This is a genomic window from Enterococcus raffinosus (genome assembly GCF_001886185.1).
Lineage (GTDB): Bacteria > Bacillota > Bacilli > Lactobacillales > Enterococcaceae > Enterococcus_A > Enterococcus_A raffinosus.
Genome location: NZ_JXLA01000004.1, coordinates 1 through 18,504, shown reverse-complemented (window position 1 = coordinate 18,504; position 18,504 = coordinate 1). Strand labels below are relative to the sequence as shown.

14 protein-coding genes are annotated in these 18,504 nt (G+C 39.3%); 11 read left to right on the top strand and 3 right to left on the bottom strand.

The window, feature by feature from the left end; translation table 11 throughout:
* Position 1: 1 nt before the first annotated feature.
* Positions 2-1,450: a global transcriptional activator MafR gene (mafR, locus tag RV13_RS02690; protein WP_010747049.1), complete on the bottom strand. Its 1,449-nt coding sequence runs from the start codon at positions 1,448-1,450 to the stop codon at positions 2-4.
* Positions 1,451-1,613: 163 nt separating this feature from the next.
* Between mafR and RV13_RS02685 the strand changes: the two genes are divergently transcribed.
* A complete protein-coding gene (locus RV13_RS02685; protein ID WP_010747048.1) occupies positions 1,614-2,540 on the top strand; it encodes an aldo/keto reductase in 927 nt (308 codons plus the stop codon).
* 428 nt (positions 2,541-2,968) lie between these two features.
* A complete protein-coding gene (locus RV13_RS02680; protein ID WP_060789103.1) occupies positions 2,969-6,454 on the top strand; it encodes a MucBP domain-containing protein in 3,486 nt (1,161 codons plus the stop codon).
* Between the two features lie 45 nt (positions 6,455-6,499).
* On the opposite strand, the gene RV13_RS02675 is transcribed toward RV13_RS02680, so the two are convergent.
* Positions 6,500-6,916, bottom strand: a complete 417-nt coding sequence (locus RV13_RS02675) for a LytR/AlgR family response regulator transcription factor (RefSeq protein ID WP_060789104.1) — start codon at positions 6,914-6,916, stop codon at positions 6,500-6,502.
* Here RV13_RS02675 and RV13_RS02670 point away from each other — a divergent pair.
* Both RV13_RS02670 and RV13_RS02665 read left to right on the top strand, forming a co-directional pair.
* A complete protein-coding gene (locus RV13_RS02670; RefSeq protein WP_051095950.1) occupies positions 6,881-7,060 on the top strand; it encodes an LPXTG cell wall anchor domain-containing protein in 180 nt (59 codons plus the stop codon). The two genes, RV13_RS02675 and RV13_RS02670, sit on opposite strands and share 36 nt — an antisense overlap.
* Before the next feature lie 24 nt (positions 7,061-7,084).
* Positions 7,085-7,393: a DUF2089 family protein gene (locus tag RV13_RS02665; protein ID WP_010747045.1), complete on the top strand. Its 309-nt coding sequence runs from the start codon at positions 7,085-7,087 to the stop codon at positions 7,391-7,393.
* A 119-nt stretch (positions 7,394-7,512) separates the two neighbouring features.
* Here RV13_RS02665 and RV13_RS02660 read toward each other — a convergent pair whose 3' ends face one another.
* Positions 7,513-8,565, bottom strand: a complete 1,053-nt coding sequence (locus tag RV13_RS02660; RefSeq protein WP_010747044.1) for a hypothetical protein — start codon at positions 8,563-8,565, stop codon at positions 7,513-7,515.
* Positions 8,566-9,385: 820 nt separating this feature from the next.
* Between RV13_RS02660 and RV13_RS02655 the strand changes: the two genes are divergently transcribed.
* The 7 genes from RV13_RS02655 (at position 9,386) to RV13_RS02625 (ending at position 17,595) form a co-directional block, all read left to right on the top strand.
* On the top strand, positions 9,386-10,591 hold the full coding sequence (locus RV13_RS02655) for a glycine C-acetyltransferase (protein ID WP_010747043.1): 1,206 nt from the start codon (positions 9,386-9,388) through the stop codon (positions 10,589-10,591).
* Positions 10,592-10,631: 40 nt separating this feature from the next.
* Positions 10,632-11,633: an NAD-dependent epimerase/dehydratase family protein gene (locus tag RV13_RS02650; protein WP_010747042.1), complete on the top strand. Its 1,002-nt coding sequence runs from the start codon at positions 10,632-10,634 to the stop codon at positions 11,631-11,633.
* Between the two features lie 244 nt (positions 11,634-11,877).
* Positions 11,878-13,227 carry an APC family permease gene (locus RV13_RS02645; RefSeq protein WP_010747041.1) on the top strand — a complete coding sequence of 450 codons (1,350 nt, stop codon included), beginning with the start codon at positions 11,878-11,880 and terminating at the stop codon, positions 13,225-13,227.
* A gap of 196 nt (positions 13,228-13,423) precedes the next feature.
* Complete coding sequence (locus RV13_RS02640) at positions 13,424-14,857, top strand: 6-phospho-beta-glucosidase (RefSeq protein ID WP_010747040.1); 1,434 nt, start codon at positions 13,424-13,426, stop codon at positions 14,855-14,857.
* Positions 14,858-14,916: 59 nt separating this feature from the next.
* Positions 14,917-15,234, top strand: a complete 318-nt coding sequence (locus RV13_RS02635; protein ID WP_010747039.1) for a PTS cellobiose transporter subunit IIB — start codon at positions 14,917-14,919, stop codon at positions 15,232-15,234.
* A 12-nt stretch (positions 15,235-15,246) separates the two neighbouring features.
* The gene (locus RV13_RS02630; RefSeq protein WP_010747038.1) at positions 15,247-17,265 is read left to right on the top strand and encodes a BglG family transcription antiterminator; all 2,019 of its coding nucleotides are present in this window, start codon (positions 15,247-15,249) and stop codon (positions 17,263-17,265) included.
* A 12-nt stretch (positions 17,266-17,277) separates the two neighbouring features.
* Positions 17,278-17,595, top strand: a complete 318-nt coding sequence (locus RV13_RS02625; protein ID WP_010747037.1) for a PTS cellobiose transporter subunit IIA — start codon at positions 17,278-17,280, stop codon at positions 17,593-17,595.
* The last annotated feature ends 909 nt before the right edge of the window (positions 17,596-18,504 follow it).

Below are 18,504 nucleotides of genomic sequence, written 5' to 3'. Positions count from 1 at the left end.
CTTATAAATAAGAATGTGAAGTGAGTTCAGTCAATTGACTGAGCTCATTTTTAGTTGGAATGGTGGATAAATAGAGTATAGGGACGGGCATCGAATCTAGCGGAATATTAGAGAGAATCAGGTCTCCGGCCCCCATCATCGTTTCCGGCAATTGAGAAATTTCTAGCGGAACGAGGTTCACCCGTTTTCCTAAAAGGTCTCCTAGTTCCTGCTGCAAGAAGGCTTTCCAGGACGGCTCGCTTTGGAAAATGAAAAAGACGGTTTTGCTAGGCGGCTGAATCGTATAAATCGCTTGCTGACCCAAAAGAGAAAAGAGGTTGACGAAATAGGTAGTATCTCCAATTGTAGAAAATTGCGGCAAACGTTTAAACAGCTTGGTACTGGCTTCGGCCAAAATAGCATATTGGTCATTTCTTTGCAGCAGCAGTTCCTGATATTCTAGTTGAAATTGCTTCGACAATACTGGCGATTCAGCGTATTTTAACAACAAAAGCACGATGTTTGTTGCTAAGTTTGTTTGCAGCAACGCTTGTAAATGGAGGGCATCCGCAATTTCCTGAACCGCTTCCTGAGCGTTCTTTCGCAGCAACGGGTATTCCTGCGTTAACACCTTTGAAACATTCTTGCCCAAGGGATTGTTGTAGTTCCAGCTTTCTAAAAAGCAGAAAAAGGCAAAAAAGATTTCCTCCTCTTGCAAATAGACGCCTTCTTTTTCATAGAGCTCTTTTAGTAGTGGTGCGTAAAGACTAAAAAGCGGATCGTTGGCTTCAAAGCTGAAGTCATTGATTGAGCAGCCAGCCTTGATGCGAATACTGTTGATAAAAAACCAGCAGATGCCAAAAATCTGTTCTGTCTCAACAGATAAGCCGTCAGTAATCCTCTTTGTCAAAAAATAGAGATAATGTTCTTCATGGATCGAATAATCCTCAAAGAAGTAATTGTTATGGGTGAAGGGAAGCAGCAGTCGATGATAAAAAATCCGAATAGCACTTTCTTCGCCAATTAGATAGGCGTTTGTTGAGGTTAGGCGAATTTTAATGTTAAAGGACTGCAGCTGTCGATTGATTTTTGCTCGATGGCGCTTAAGCGTTTCGTAGGAGACGCCCGTTTCATCAAGAAAACGAAGAATATTCAGTTCCTTCGTAAAAAAAAGTTCTTTGATTAATTGCAAGCTGACTGAATGGGGCAAAAAAGCTTCCCATAGATCATTGGTCAACGCCTTTTCCTGTGAAAGCAAACGAATCCCGCTGTTATCAGAGTCTAATGTCCAATGCTCCGGCAGGTAGTGGCGAATCAGGTGTAAATCAGAGAAAATTGTTCGTTCAGTGGTTCCGATGTTCTTTGCTAGTTCTTTAGCGGTCAGCTGCGGGTGATTCAAAAGCTGCTCCAAGAGTAAGATTTGACGATGTATATCTTTTTCGGTAATAATTTTTTTCAGCATCGAGTACATAGAGGAAGCCTCCTTTGGAACTAAGCATACGAAAGAGAAGCACTGCGGGTCAAGCGACAGCCTCTTGAATGAGATTCTGAGTGCTAGGGATTTTTTTTATGAGGGAAATAGTCTATACTTTTATAAGTAAGAAAAAAATGTTTTATCAGAGAGGATGGACACCATGTTACAACGAAAAATCGGCAGCAGCTATTGGGAAACTTCAGCGATTGCACTAGGAATCATGCGAATGTCAGCGCTAACTTCCACAAAAGCAGCGGAAGTTCTGGAGACAGCTTTAGAAAGTGGTATTAATTTTATTGATTCGGCGGATATGTACGGTGATGGAAAATCAGAATTGGTTTTTGGTGAAGCGTTAAAAGAAGCCAACATCTCTCGAGACAAATTCTTCATTCAATCAAAAGGCGGCATCGTGACTGGCGATGAGAAACGCTATGATTTTTCGAAACAGCATCTATTAGACTCTGTAGATGGTATTTTGGAACGGATGGGGATCGATTACTTAGATAGTTATCTGTTGCACCGCCCAGATCCATTGATGGAACCAGAAGAGATCGCGGAAGCCTTTGATATTCTGCAAGCAAGTGGAAAAGTTCGTCACTTTGGTGTATCAAACTTTAACCCAGAGCAATTCCAACTGTTGCAAGCACATGTGGATCAAAAGCTGTTGATCAATCAATTGCAATTCTCGATTATGCATACAGGTATGATTGATTACGGGATGCATACGAATATGACAGATACACGTTCCTTCGACCATGATGGCGGGGTGTTAGAATTCTCTCGTCGTAAGGGTGTGACGATCCAAGCGTGGTCGCCATTCCAATACGGGTTCTTTGAAGGAGTCTTTGTTGATAACGACAAATTCCCAGAATTGAATGAACTATTAGAAAAATTAGCGAAAAAATACAATACAAATAAAAATGCGATCGCGACGGCTTGGATCTTGCGTCATCCAGCAAATATGCAAGTGATCTTAGGCACCATGAATCCTACGCGAATCAAAGAAAGTGCCGCAGGTGGAGAGGTAACTCTTACGAAGCAAGAATGGTACGATATATACTTTGCGGCGGGAAATGATCTACCATAATAGTAAACGATTCTAATTATTTTTGAATAGCAGCAGTAAAGGAGACTCATCATTAGGATGAGTCTTTTTTTAATCCTTTTTAATTAATTGTTATTTTTGAAACGGAATATTTTTTGTCTTTTGTTAATAAATAAAGGTATTTAACAGCGTGATAAAGCAAAAAATAATCTACATAAATTATTTTTTAAAAACTATTGAACAAAAAAAGTTTTTAAATTACAATGGTTATAAATAATCAATATTTAATATAAAATCTTTAAAAAATGAATTATATTGAGTAAATTATTAATCAGTAAAGGAGAAAATAAGGATTAAATAATCTATGCAAAGTTCGATATAACTGGTTTATTACCTGATGTAAAGTTGGGTTTTAGTAATTTTCATTTCTAAAAATAACAAATGTTTTTAAAAGGGGTAGGGGGATACATATGAAAAAGAAAGGAATCGTTTTAGCCAGTTTGATTGCAGGTATTTGTTTATCAGTTATGTTTGGAGAACGTGCTGCAGCTGACGAAGTAGCGGTGGATACGATCGTCGAACTTCAGGATGCGGTAAAGAATGCGCCGGAAAATCGCCGAGTTACTTTAAGCAATAGTTTTCCAACGGATATCAGTGCAACGATTGGTTTAGTAGAGTCTGCTTATGAAGTTGAAGTAGATGGCGGCGGCAAGACCTTGCAGTCTACAGCGGTAAAACAGTTATTTACTTATACCGGAGGAACTGGTAGTACAGCTTCAAGCTTAACGCTTAAAAACTTTACTTTTGAAGGGTTAGGAAATAATACCCGCGCACTGACAGTCTCTGGGTATAAAGGTGAGTTCATTTTAGAGAATACGATCGTCAATAATTTTCGAGGCTATGATGATGGCAGCGCCTTTTACACTAGTGGAAATACGACGCTGCAAAATTGTACGTTTTCTAATAATGTGAACAATGCTTCTGGTTACTCAGGCGGAGCGATTGCTTGTAAAGGCTACTCGGCGAATTTCAAGGCGTACAATTCGAAATTTATCGGCAATCAAACCATGCAGGCGGGAACAGGAAATGTCGGCGGCGAAGGCGGAGCAATCTACTTCTTCCAACCAAGTGCATCAGCGAAGTTCACCTTCAAGAACAATTATTTTGAAGGCAATAAATCAGTTGAAGATGTTTCAGGCGGCGGCAAGGCAAAGCTTGCTGACGGTGGCGCGATTGCCTTCTTCAATACTGTTACAGGGACAGATATTTTATTTGAAGGCAATTCTTTTGTTGGCAATGTAGCTGGGGACGATGGCGGGGCCATTCTGATTCAAACCAATGACAATATCGCCAGCGCTGCGACATTCATTAATAATACGTTTTATCAAAACAAAGCATTAGGGCAGGATACTTCATTAAATAATGGCGGAGCGATACAGATTTATGCAAATGGCGGTATTACTGAAGGAAGAAGAGCCGCTGTTGATTACATCAACAATAGCTTTGTTGAAAATGAAGCAGCATACGATGGCGGAGCAATCGGCAGTTCAGGCTATATTACAAATCTTTCTGCTGGACGATACGCCAATAATTTATTTGTTGGAAATAAAGCCAAAACAGCAAGTAAAAATAATATTGCTGATGGCACAGTGGCTGGCGCGGGAAACCTTGAATCGAACCTCGGCTATGATAATGGAACAGCGACGTCAGTCACGATGGAAAATGTTTTTGGCACAGCGCCGGTCGGCCTCGTAGAGAACTACAATAAAATCAAAGCAGGGACATCCAGCGATGCGATCATTCTGCCAACGGTACCAATAGCGCCAGAGAAATTAGCAGATGATCAAGTAGAGAATTTGCGCAATGTCGCTGAAGACCAGCGTGGCTTGCCGCGAACGGCAAAGGCAGATATTGGTTCTGTAGAGATTGATTGGATCAAATATGACAGCAATGGCGGGATATTTGATTTGGGAACGGCACTTGCGAAATATGAAGGAACGATTTACTACGAAGGAACACAGCCCGAGACCTATTATCAAGTAGGCTATAAGGATTTGACTCAAACGATCCCAGCGGGTATGGATCTGCATGCAACACGAGAAGGGTATCAATTTGCTGGGTGGTCAAAGGATAAGGACGCAAAAGATCCAGATGCTGATTTAGCTGCCGGGCAATCTATTACGATACCAAAAGGGAATGAGACGCTGTATGCTGTTTGGAAAAAATCGGAGCCGGTGATCGTTCATTATATGACCTATGATGAAAACAAGCAGCTGGTTCAAATCAGTCCAGATGAAACGCTGACGGGGGCGTTGGGAGAAACCTACCACGCTCAAATCAAACAAATTGATGATTATGTCTTTTCTGGTGTGAAGGAAGGAGATTCCATTACGGGTATCTTCAGTGATGAGCCCAAGGAAATCACCTTGATCTATGGGAAAGCTGCCAAGGAAAAAGGGATCGTGCTGGTACAGTATCAAGATGAGGCAGGAAAACCGTTGGCTGGTGATGAGCTGTCGTCGGGAGAGATTGGCAGTGATTATACAACTGTCCAAAAAGATATTGAAGGCTACACGCTGAAGGAGATAAAGGGGAATGCAGCTGGCAAGTATACGTCAGGTGTTACTCAAGTTATCTATGTTTATACGAAAAATCCAGCAGCTCAAGGGAAAGTAACGGTTCATTATCAAGATGAAGAACAGAATCCATTAAGTGCAGATGTCGTATTAACAGGGGATGTAGAGACAATTTATACGGCGGAAGTGAAACCTTTTGACGGCTATGTTTTAAAAGGGATTGATGGTCAAGTCAGCGGAACATTTACTACACAAGATCAGGAAGTGACGTTGATTTATGCGAAGAAGGGCTCTGGAACTGAAAAGGGTGTTCTGATTGTGGAATATCAGGATGAAACAGGGCATCCGCTTCTGAATAGCGAAGTGACGATTGCTGAAGTTGGGGAAAAATATACAACGGTTCAAAAGGAGATCGATGGTTACGAATTCAGTGAAGTAAAAGGAAATACAGAGGGTGAGTACGTTGATGGGATCACCAAAGTCACTTATGTCTATAAGAAGATTACAGAACCGATTGAATTAGGAAGTGTCACGATTCAATACCAAGACGAAGCGGGTGATGAGATAGCGGAAAGTTTTACTGGAAAACAGCCGATTGGTACTCCGCTTCCTATTGAAAAACTAAATAAAGAAATCGCTGGCTACCAATGGAAGGAAGTCAAGGGATTAGACAGTGACGCAAGATACAAAAAAGAAGATCAGGTCATTACGGTTATTTACAAGAAGCAAAAATCACTCGTCATTGTCAATTATTTGACTGAAGAGGGCAAACAATTAGCGAAGCCGCTCTCAATGACTGACGAAGTGGATTCGTCTTATCAAACCGAAGAAAAGAAATTCAAAGGGTACCGATTGAAAGAAAGGATTGGACAAGCTGCCGGAAAATACACGTTAGAACCTCAAGTTGTTACCTATATCTATACAAACAAAAGTACGATCAAGATTCAATACGTGGATGAGGCAGGCAAGGAGTTAGCGCCTTCAGAACAGAAAGCAGGCATCATCGATGAAGCCTATGAAACAACCGCTAAGGACATTGAAGGCTGGACGGTTAAAGAAACACCAAAAAATGCGAAGGGAACGTATCAGGCAGAGGAACAAACCATTACTTATGTTTATGTAAAAGCAGCATCGAAAGAGGTGCCAGTGAGTGGAGGGAATAATCCGGGCAATGGTCAAGGGAATCCAGTTGCAGATGGGGGAACAACCACATATGCAACGGCAAGAACTTTACCTGTTGCCGGGCAGCGCCAAACAAGTACGAAGAAATTACCCGCTACTGGAGAAAAACACTCAGGCTCACTAATTCTGACTTTAACAGGAATGGGAATCATCGTGCTTATCGGAATGATGGAACTAAAAAGAATGAAGAGAGAATAAGTTGAAAAACCGCTGAAGGCGCAAGAATCCTTCAGCGGTTTTTTGTTAGGAACAATAAAGCAATTTGGATTGCAGCGATTTTAATTGTCCTTTTTTTCGAACAGCTACAGGAATTTCTACGCCGTTTTCTAGAGTAACCGAGGAAAAATTTTTGGCAATAGAGACAATCGCTTTTTTATGAATCAAGAAACTGCGATGACAGCGTAAAAAACTTTCTGAGAGCTGCTCTTCCAAATTGTTCAAGGTGGTTTGATTGATCAGATACTGATCGTTTCTAGTATGAAGAGAAAGAACGTGTCCTTTATTGGAAGAAAAATACAGAATGTCATCAAGAATAAAGGAAGTGATTTCGTTTCCGGTATTTAATTTAATTGTTTGACTCGTAGTCAAAGAGCCTAGGCGTTGCTCAATCGTTTTTAAACAGGTATGAACGCGCTCGCGAATATCTCTGTTCGAAACCAAACGATAAATGGCGCGACCGAGTCAACGAAAAAGGAGCTTCCTAAGACGGGAAACACGATAAATTATCTGCTGATTTGGTGTGGTATAGCACTAATCATCGGCAGTATTACATTAATTAAAAAAACAACTATCGCTCGTAAATGATGTAGCGAAGAAAAGAGGTCTATAATGAAAAATGAACAAATCCCTCGCTGGTTCTCAGAATTAAACGAGGAAGAAATCAATTTTGTAAAAAAATTTATTTTATCTTCCGGTTCAATTAAGGAGTTAGCGGGGACTTACTCAACCAGTTATCCGACCATCCGGAAAAAACTGGACAAGCTAATCCAAAAAATTCAAGTGAACGAACGAAAAGACAATGATACGGTCGTGAAATTGATCAATCAATTAGAAGAAGAAGGAAAAATCGACCAAGATATCGCCAAAACTGTCGTATTGGAATACAGCAAGTCATTGAATTGCTTGATTATTGACTGAGTATAATGAATTTACCTCTCTTGAATGTTAGAGATTCTCTAGCATTCGAGGGAGCTTTTTTATTACTCAGTAGAAATGACCAAACGAAATCAACCCTGACAGCAGAGATTTCGTCTGTATTAAGTATTCCTTTTTAGCCAATCTTTGATCAGATTAAACCGATAGCCCTGCTTATTTGTACGTGGCTGGACTAATTTTGGTTTCTTAGTCGGTTCAACTGGCGGATTAGCGACTTCGACGGCATTATGATCCTTGACTAATGTAGAAGTTTTCTGACTGTTGCTAGTTGCTTTTGGAGGCACTTCAATAGTATCTCCCGCAGCTGGTTTTGCTAATATAAACTTTTCAGTTTCCTTCTTAGAAAAGGTCAAATGGAGAGTTTCTAAACTGTTCACTTCTGGATGCTCTGCTTGAACAACGGTTAGCAGTTCTGACTCTGTTAACGTGTTTGGATCGAAGTCGGCTGGAACAAAGAGTTCAATGGATTCAGCTTTTGCTGGTTCAACATCAAAAATTTGGTCCAGTTCAGTCAGATCGTCGATTTCAGTTTCCTCGTCGTAAGTATCTTTTTCACCGGGACGATTGTTTTTGACGAGCTTGACAAATTTTCGTGTGCCATCTGCTTTTTTGAAGATAGTTAAGGTAGTTAAAATTTTTAATGTTCTCGCGGCTTGCGCTCTTGTTTTTGTTTCATCGGCATCTCGTATCGTCAGTGTATGTTTTTTACCATTCGCATCTTCAAATATAGAGACTAGCCGGATGTCGAGATCGAGATTTTTCCGAGAACCAGTGTTAGGGATATCCAAAATCTTCTTATATATACGAGCCTTTTCAGCATACTGCTGGTATTCCCGTTGGTTGAGAAAGACTCGCTTAACGACGTTCGTCCACTCAGTCTTGGAAAAATATTCTTCAAATAAGAGACAATACTTTCGCATAGCATCACAAGGCGCAGCTGTCATAAATAATTGTCGAATTAACTCTTGGCAAATCGTCGCGTAATCGCCGCAAACCAGTGCATTTCTCACCATGATCGCCACAGCATATTGTATGATGTCCGCAGCATTCTGTGAGTGCTCGTAATAGGCAATGATTTTAGCCTCAAGGGTCTCCTTCTTCATTGAAAATAATTGACGTTGACTTAAAGGGGTAGTCTGTACGATCTTTCTCATGGTTCTCTTCATCCTCTCTCTGATGTATCCGGTTTCTTTTTTTCTGTTTGAAAATATCATACCGCTAAATACGAAGAAAAACGAATTCAACTTTTAACGAAAAAATAAAAAAATTTCCCACTTTACCCGCAAAAATTTTTTTCAAAGAGATGACAATAGATAGAACATTTGAAAATAACATCCTAACGAAATTCTCTCTCAGGATATTCTTTTCAAAAAGAAGAAAAGCTAGGGGCAAAGTGAAACAATCGTTTTCTCCTGAGTGTTTTCTTTTTTTAGCAAAAATTCATTCTTTTTTTGCCAAAATCGATCAGAAACTATGAAATCGCGGTTTTATATGAAAATGATAACGACTTTTATTTGTAAACGATTAGAAACAAGCAGAGATAGTAAAAAAACAGTCTTTTTGTTTTTATTTAGAAATCATCCCATAAATTGTGAGTAAAATCGCGTAATAAAATCAGGACATTAGACCGTTATATAAGCGTTTACATAAAAATCCAACTTCTTTTAAATCATTTTCAAATAATCATTGTGAAATAGAGCACGTTATATTTTGAATAGTTAAAAAAATAAAATAGTCTCAGTTTCTCGCTCCAAAAACTAAATAATCGATAATTAAATAGAATCAATTAGAAAGATTCTAACTTTTATTATAATTCAAAGAATTGTCGAGGGTTAAAGTTGTAAACGTTATCAAAGGCGGCTAGACTAAGAGTGTAAACAAAGAAAGCGCAAACAATACCATGAGTTGTTCAAAGTTCTAAGAGTAAAAATAACAACTCTGATTGCGCAATAATCGTTATGGAGGAGAATCGTTATGAGTTCAAAAGTTCTTGACCAATTTCTTGAAACGAACTTGGAAGATCTAAAAGAAAAAGGATTGTTCAACACAATCGATGTGTTAGAAGGAAGCAATGGTCCAATCATTACTGTTAATGGTAAGAAAATGATCAACCTTGCCTCTAACAACTATCTAGGATTTGCTACTCGCCCTGAGTTGATCGAAGCAGATGTGGAAGCAACGAAACATTATGGTGCAGGTGCTGGAGCAGTTCGGACAATCAATGGAACTTTAGACATTCACCAAAAATTAGAAGAAAAAATCGCGGAATTCAAAGGAACCGAAGCAGCGATTGCTTTCCAATCTGGCTTCAACTGTAATATGGGTGCTATTTCAGCGGTTATGAAAAAAGGTGATGCTATTCTATCTGATGAATTAAATCACGCATCAATCATTGATGGCTGTCGTTTGTCTGGTGCAAAAATTATTCGTGTGAACCACCAAGACATGGAAGATTTGGAAGCAAAAGCGAAAGCAGCGACTGAAAGCGGCGAATACAACAAAGTCATGTACATTACAGACGGCGTCTTTTCAATGGACGGCGATGTAGCGAAGATCCCTGAGATTGTTGAGATTTGTGAAAAATACAATGTCATTACTTATGTTGATGACGCTCATGGAACAGGTGTCATGGGTAAAGGTCACGGTACTGTAAAACATTTTGACATGCAGGACCATATTGATTTCCAAATGGGGACTTTATCAAAAGGAATCGGTGTTGTCGGCGGTTATGTCGCAGGTACGAAACAATTGATTACTTGGTTGAAATCACAAGCACGTCCATTCTTATTCTCTACTTCATTAACACCAGGAGCTGCAGGAGCATGTATCCAAGCCATCGATTTAATTGAGGAACATCCAGAATATGTGGACACACTTTGGGACAATGCCAATTATTTCAAATCAGAATTGGAACGTATCGGCTATGACATCGGAAAATCAGAAACACCAATCACACCAGTCATCGTTGGGGATGAAAAACTAGCACAGGAATTCTCGAAAAAATTATTAGAAAACGGTGTTTATGTAAAACCAATCGTCTACCCAACTGTTCCACTGGGAACTGGCCGTGTTCGGAATATGCCAAATGCAGGTCATACAAAAGAAATGCTAGATGACGCAATCAAGGTATATGAAAAAGTCGGTAAAGAATTAGGCATCATCAAAGAAACCGTTCAATAAAAAATACATTTAATACAAATAGAGAGAGGAAGTCACATCCATGAAAAAAGTATTAATCACAGGCGCATTAGGACAAATTGGTTCAGAATTAACTGAAAGATTACGTAACGATCTTGGGGAGAAAAATGTTATCTCAACAGATATCCGTACTGTTGAAGGCAGCCCAGTAGTAGAAAATGGTCAATTTGAAGAATTAGATGTAACAGACTACGACAGCTTTTTAGATGTTGCAAAACGTTATGAAGTGGATACAATCATTCATTTAGCCGCATTGCTCTCAGCAACCGCTGAAAAACGTCCAGCATTTGCTTGGAACTTAAATATGACAGGGTTAATGAATGCGTTAGAAGTGGCACGTGAAATTGGACCTGAAACTAAATTCTTCGCACCATCATCTATTGCGGCCTACGGTCCAGACTGTGAACCAGACAACACACCGCAAGATACAGTGATGCATCCTACCACCATGTATGGGGTGACAAAAGTAGCGGGTGAATTATTAGAAAATTACTATCATACAAAATATGGTGTGGACACTCGTTCCGTTCGTTTCCCAGGCTTGATCTCCTACAAAGTAGAACCTGGTGGCGGTACTACAGATTACGCAGTAGATATTTATTATGAAGCATTAAAAAACAAATCTTACACATCATTCATCGATAAAGGTACCTATATGGACATGATGTACATGGATGACGCGATCGAAGGAATCGTGAAATTAATGAATGCAGATGCCAATCGTTTAGAACACCGCAATTCATTCAATATTACCGCGATGTCCTTTGAGCCAGAACAAATTGCCGCATCCATTCGCCGTCGTATTCCAGACTTCGAATTAAACTATGATGTAGATCCAGCCCGTCAAGGAATTGCGAATTCTTGGCCAAACTCCATCGACGACAGTTGTGCACGTAAAGAGTGGGACTTCAGTCCAAACTTTGATTTAGATAAAATGACTGATGAAATGTTAGAAAGATTATCAGCGAAATTTAAGGCAGAAGGTGTCGAAACAAAAGTGTCTTTTGATAAAGTCAATTCATAAAAGGACAGGAATTTCTTAATAGAACATGAGGGGGGACTAAGAAAAAAGGAAATGTTTAAAATAACGTTTCCCTTTTTCTTTCTCCATGTTAAAATAATGTCCGAACAAATGAAGGAAGTTATTAAATACTTGGTATAGCGCAATTTTTTGTTTTATTTCTTTTATGTAATAACTTCAATTATTTGATTTGAAGCTCAAGTTAAGAAGTGAACAAACAGTCGCTTCGATATAAGGAGGAAAAATAATGGCAGTCGACCAACAAGAAATCGTTGGTTCACAACAAGGTGAACTAAAACGAACAATGACATTTTTCCCGGCCCTTTCGACAGTAATGGGTACTGTAATTGGTGCAGGGGTATTCTTTAAAGCAGCCAGTGTTGCTGCAGTAACAGGGTCAACCAGTTTACACATGTTGTCTTGGTTCCTAGGTGGATTAATCAGTGTCTGTGCTGGACTGACAGGTGCGGAATTAGCCGCAGCGATTCCCGAAACCGGTGGGATGTTGCGCTATATTGAACGCGCATACGGAGAATTTTGGAGCTTTTTACTTGGCTGGGCACAAGTAGTTATCTACTTCCCAGCAAACGTAGCTGCTTTAGCAATTATTTTTGCCACTCAGTTCAAGAACTTATTCGGTATGAGCGATGCAACGATCATTCCGATCGCAATCGTCGCTGCAGCGTCAATCATGTTAATCAATTTCTTAGGCTCAAAGGCCGGAGGAATGTTCCAATCGGTAACTTTAGTTTGTAAGCTAGTTCCCCTAGCATTGATCGTAATCTTCGGTTTGCTACGTCAAGGAGATGTATCTGTCAGCTTGTTCCCAGTTCAAGCGGGACCGGCTGTTGGTGGATTCGCTCCAGCATTAGGTGCCGGACTATTAGCAACAATGTTCGCTTATGATGGCTGGATTCACGTCGGAAATATCGCTGGTGAGTTGAAAAAACCTGCGCGTGATTTGCCTCGTGCTATCGCAGGCGGAATCTTAGGAATCATGGTTGTCTACTTATTGGTTCAATTTGCTTTCCTACGCACCATTGATATGTCTGCTTTAGCAGGAAACGAAAATGCGGCGATGGATGTTGCTGGAAAAATATTCGGCGGCATGGGTGGTAAGCTAGTAACCATCGGTATCTTGATTTCTGTATACGGAACAATCAACGGCTACACAATGACTGGTATGCGTCTTCCTTATACAATGGGACTTGAAAAACAATTGCCATTCTCTGATAAATTAGTGAAACTAAACAAAAACCATGTGCCATACATTGCGGGTATCCTAGAATTAGTGATCGCTATCGGTATGATGATGGTCGGTGGATTCGATATGCTAACAGACATGCTGGTATTCGTTATTTGGATCTTCTACACATTAGTATTTATCGCGGTAATCAAATTAAGAAAAACAGAACCAGATTTGGTTCGTCCATACAAAGTACCGCTGTATCCATTCATTCCAATCGTTGCAATTATCGGTGGTGTCTTCATCCTAGTGATGACCTTAATCAACCAATTCTCATTAGCAATGGTCGGTATCTTGATCACAGCATTAGGAATTCCTTTCTACATTTATTTGAAGAAAAAATACAAATAAAAAATAAATCAATTTGATAAAAGCACCTAAGACAGAATTCTCTATCTTAGGTGTTTTTTTGCGTCAATCAGCCGTTTTTCTTCTATAGAAACTGCCGCAGCCAATAAATTGCCACAACGTTGTGGCAAAAGTCTAAGTTCTAAATGTAAACGCTACCGACTATGATGAGGATAGAAAAGGAAAGGAAGGTAAATGTATGACAGGATTTCCAAAAGATTTTTTGTGGGGAGGTGCAGTAGCCGCTCATCAGCTTGAGGGTGCCTGGCAAGAAGATGGTAAAGGAATAAGTGTTGCAGATGTAATGACGGTCGGCGGACCTGGGATTTCTCGAAGGATCACAGATGGGGTTCTTGAAGGAGAGTATTATCCCAACCATGAAGGGATTGATTTTTATCATCGCTATAAAGAAGACATCGCGTTGTTTGCTGAAATGGGCTTCAAATGCTTCCGCACCTCCATTGCGTGGACGAGGATTTTTCCAAAGGGCGACGAGGAAGTACCAAACGAAGCAGGACTGAAATTTTACGATGATCTCTTTGATGAGTGTTTGAAATATGGGATCGAGCCTGTTGTGACACTTTCACATTTTGAGTTGCCGTATCATTTAGTGACCGAGTATGGTGGATTTGCCAATCGCAAGTTGATCGATTTCTTTGTGAAGTTCGCAGAGGTTTGTTTTAACCGCTATAAAGACAAAGTGAAGTACTGGATGACCTTTAATGAAATTAATAACCAAGCCAATTACAATGATCAATTTTTCCCATTTACGAACTCTGGAATTGCCTACAAAGAAGGTGACGATCGCGAACAAATTATGTACCAAGCCGCTCATTACGAGTTAGTGGCCAGTGCAAAGGCTGTTCAAATCGGTAAAGCAATCAATCCAGATTTTGAGATTGGCTGTATGATCGCCATGTGTCCGATCTATCCTGCGACCTGTAAGCCAGCAGATGTCCTGATGGCACAGAAGGCGATGGAAAAACGCTATTACTTCACGGATGTTCACGTGCACGGCACTTATCCAGGTTACATGATGACATACTTCGATAGAAAAGGTTATGATTTAGATGTAACACCTGAAGATTTAGCAGAATTGAAAAAAGGGACCGTCGATTATATCGGCTTTAGTTACTACATGTCCTTTGCCATCACGCATAAAGAGGAGAATGTTTATTTCGATTACCATGAGCAGGAGGATTTTGTCAGAAACGAATATATCGGTATCTCAGACTGGGGATGGCAAATCGATCCAGAAGGATTGCGTTATTCATTAAACTGGTTCACAGACCACTACCATGTCCCATTATTTATTGTGGAAAATGGTTTTGGCGCCATCGATGAAAAAGAAGCCGATGGCAGCGTTCATGACACTTATCGAATCGAATATTTCCGCGATCATATCAAAGAAATGAAGAAAGCGGTCGTGGAAGATGGTGTTGATTTAATGGGGTACACGCCTTGGGGCTGTATTGATTTAATCTCCGCTGGAACTGGCGAAATGAAAAAACGTTATGGCTTCATTTATGTGGATCGGGACAACGAAGGCAATGGAACCTTGGAACGGAGCAAAAAAGAGTCATTTGATTGGTTCAAGCAAGTCATTGCGTCAAATGGTGAGAATTTAGCCTAAAGAAGCTCCCTAGTGACAGGGGAGATAAAAATAAGAACGAATAGGGAGGAAAAAAAACGATGAAAAAAGCATTAATTATTTGTGCCGGAGGAATGTCTTCATCAGTAATCGCTAAAAAAACAACAGAGAACTTACAAGGAAAAGGAGAAGAAATCCAAGTAGATGCGACGTCTCAATCGCAAGGAGCAAGTACGATTGCGAAGGATGAATATGATTTATACCTTGTTAGTCCGCAAACGAAGATGTACTTTGACAGCTTAGAAAAGAGTGCGAAGAAAGTTAATAAGCCGATTGTCAACATCCCGCCACAGGCTTATGTTCCAATTCCAATGGGGATCGATAAATTGTCTAAAGTGATTCTTGAAAATATTGAGTAAAGGTTGAGAGCTATGTTGAGCAAAAGAGAAACACAAATCCTAAAACTGCTTTTTGATCATAGGCACACGTATTTGACGAGCCAAGAAATTGCTTCGGGAATTGATGTTTCCAATCGAACAGCCAGAAAATATCTGCATCTGCTAGAGGATGCATTGAAAAAGGAAGCTGTTGCAACCATCGACGCGAAGCAAGGAAATGGCTATCAGTTGAAAATTGAAGATAGCAAAAAATTTGATGTGTTTTATCTGAATGAAGTAAAGGAACAGTCTACTTCAAAGGATATTACGACGATTCAGGAATCAAATGATCGACAATACTATATTTTAAACCGCCTATTTTTTGAACAAAGTGCCGTTTACGTTGATGCAATCGCAGATGAGCTATTCGTTTCTCGCTCAACCATATCGAACGATCTAGTTGAAATAAAAAAACTGATCACACCGTATCAAATCGAGCTTCAAAGTAAAAGTAATAAAGGGATCTTCGTCGTAGGGAATGAACAGAATATCCGCCACTTTATTATGAATTACTTTTTTATGGATCGTTTGCATGACAATTTGTTTGCCTTTTCCATGTACGCGAATTTATTAGAAGGAATCAGTGTCGAGGAAATTGTCATTATTGTTTTAGATGAATGTCGGGAATCCCAATTAAAGCTTTCAGATTTCATCGTTTACAATTTAGTCCTCCATATCGGCTTAGCGATCAAACGGATTCAAAACGGTTTTTTGATGGATATCCAAGCGCCGATTGCTTTTGACGAGGATTCGATTGAATATCAAACCGCGTTGAAAATATTAGCGAGGATCGAACAGGCGATGGGGCTCACGTTTTCTTCTGAAGAAGCGGATTTTATTGCTCTTCACTTGAAGAATAAAATTACCGCTAAAACGATTTTTCAAAAAGCGGATGCGACAGAGGCTGAAATTCGATCGCAATTGTTGGAAACATTGAAGGCGATTGACCAGGATACACCGTTTGACTTGGAACATGATACGATCTTAATTGATGGTTTGATGATTCACTTCATTCCATTGCTAACAAGGCTGCAGAACAACTCCAGTATTGAGAATCCCTTGCTGGAGGAAATCAAGTCGCAATATCCAGATTTGTATGAACTGACAGTCAATTACTTTTCCAAGATGCCGATATTTAGCTCCTATCGAATGACCGAAGGAGAGTGGGCTTATCTGGCTATCCACATAACAGCAGCGGTTGAACGCTACTTCAATGATCAAAAAACACATGTCTTAGTCATTTGCGCGACTGGCTTAGGCAGTTCTCAGATGATCAAAAATCGTTTAGAGCGAGAATTTGGTTCCAGAATTCTGATTGAAAAGGTCATCAGCTACTACGAGATCGCTGAGCAGGACCTCAGTCAGATTGATTTGGTTATTTCATCCATTAATTTGGGAAATATTGTTTTAAACGCACCGATTGTTAATGTCAGTGTTTTTTTAGGGGAAGAAGACATTAAAAAGATCAATCATGAAATATCTAGTACTAAGGGTGGTCATTTCAATACCTGTGAGGAAAATAAGCAGGTCGAAATGGTGGAAGAAAAAGTTGAATTAATTAAGCGAAGTTTCCAATCAGAGCTGTTCTATTTTGCTGATAAAAGGCTAACAAAAGAAACGGTACTAAAAGAATTGATTGGCAAAATTGAAGCAGTTGAACAAAATGACTTGCAGGAAAGCTTTTTAAACCAGTTAAAGCTTAGAGAATCCTACAGCTCGGTAGTATTTTCAGAATTTATGGCTGTTCCTCATCCAATCGAAGCACTGACCAATGAAGGTTATGTGGCGGTTGCTGTAGTGCCAGAGGGGATTGACTGGAGTGAAGAGTATCAAAAGATTCAATTGGTTTTCTTGCTGTCACCAGATAAGTTAGGAAAGTTCGAGATAGACAAGGTTAGTCAAATGTTGGTAGAAATCATGGAAGATGATAGCTTCAGAAAAGCCTTAGCTTTCAGTGATACTTTTGATAACTTTATCAAAGCATTTATTGATCAATTTGAAAAAACATCATAAAAGGAGAAAACAATGGACTCAGAAAAATTACAAGAAGCAGCATTTGAAATTATTTTGAGTAGTGGGGATGCTCGAACTCTTGTACATGAAGGCTTCAAAAGTATGCGTGAAGGAAATTATGAAGAAGCTGAGGTACATTTGAACGAAGCAAATGATTCACTAGTCAAAGCACACAAAGCACAAACTGAACTCTTACAGCAATATGCCAGCGGAGAAAAAATTGAAATGGAAATCATCATGGTCCATGCACAAGATCACCTGATGACCACCATGACACTCCGAGAAGTGGCAATCGAGATGCTGTCTTTGTATCAAAAAGTCGCTCAATAAGAGGCGATCAGTCTTTTACTACCAATAAGGATGTCAGTTCTGCTTTTCGCAGTAAATAAACGTGCAATTCGCAGACAACAAATTTCAACAAGTCAAAGTACAAACACTTTAGCAGAATGATATACGGCATGAGAATAAACCTGATTTTTTATAAAAAATCAATACCTTAATACGAATAAGGATGTCAGTTCTGCTTTTCGAAGTAAATAAACGTGCAATTTGCAGACAACAAATTTCAACAAGTCAAAGTACAAAGACTTTAGCAGAATGATATACGGCATGAGAATAAACCTGATTTTTTTACAAAAAATCAATACCTTAATACGAACAAGGATGTCAGTTCTGCTTTTCGCAGTAAATAAACGTGCAATTCGCAGACAACAAATTTCAACAAGTCAAAGTACAAACACTTTAGCAGAATGATATACGGCATGAGAATAAACCTGATTTTTTATAAAAAATCAATACCTTAATACGAATAAGGATGTCAGTTCTGCTTTTCGAAGTAAATAAACGTGCAATTTGCAGACAACAAATTTCAACAAGTCAAAGTACAAAGACTTTAGCAGAATGATATACGGCATGAGAATAAACCTGATTTTTTTACAAAAAATCAATACCTTAATACGAACAAGGATGTCAGTTCTGCTTTTCGCAGTAAATAAACGTGCAATTCGCAGACAACAAATTTCAACAAGTCAAAGTACAAAGATTTTAGCAGAATGATATACGGCATGAGAATAAACCTGATTTTTTTACAAAAAATCAATACCTTAATACGAATAAGGAGAGAACTCAAAATGGACAAGGAAACTGTTAGTCAGTTAAAAAAAGAAACAGCATTGAAAAATTTTAGATACAATCGCTTTCTTTTACTTAGATGAGCTAATTTCATAATTCGCTTTTATA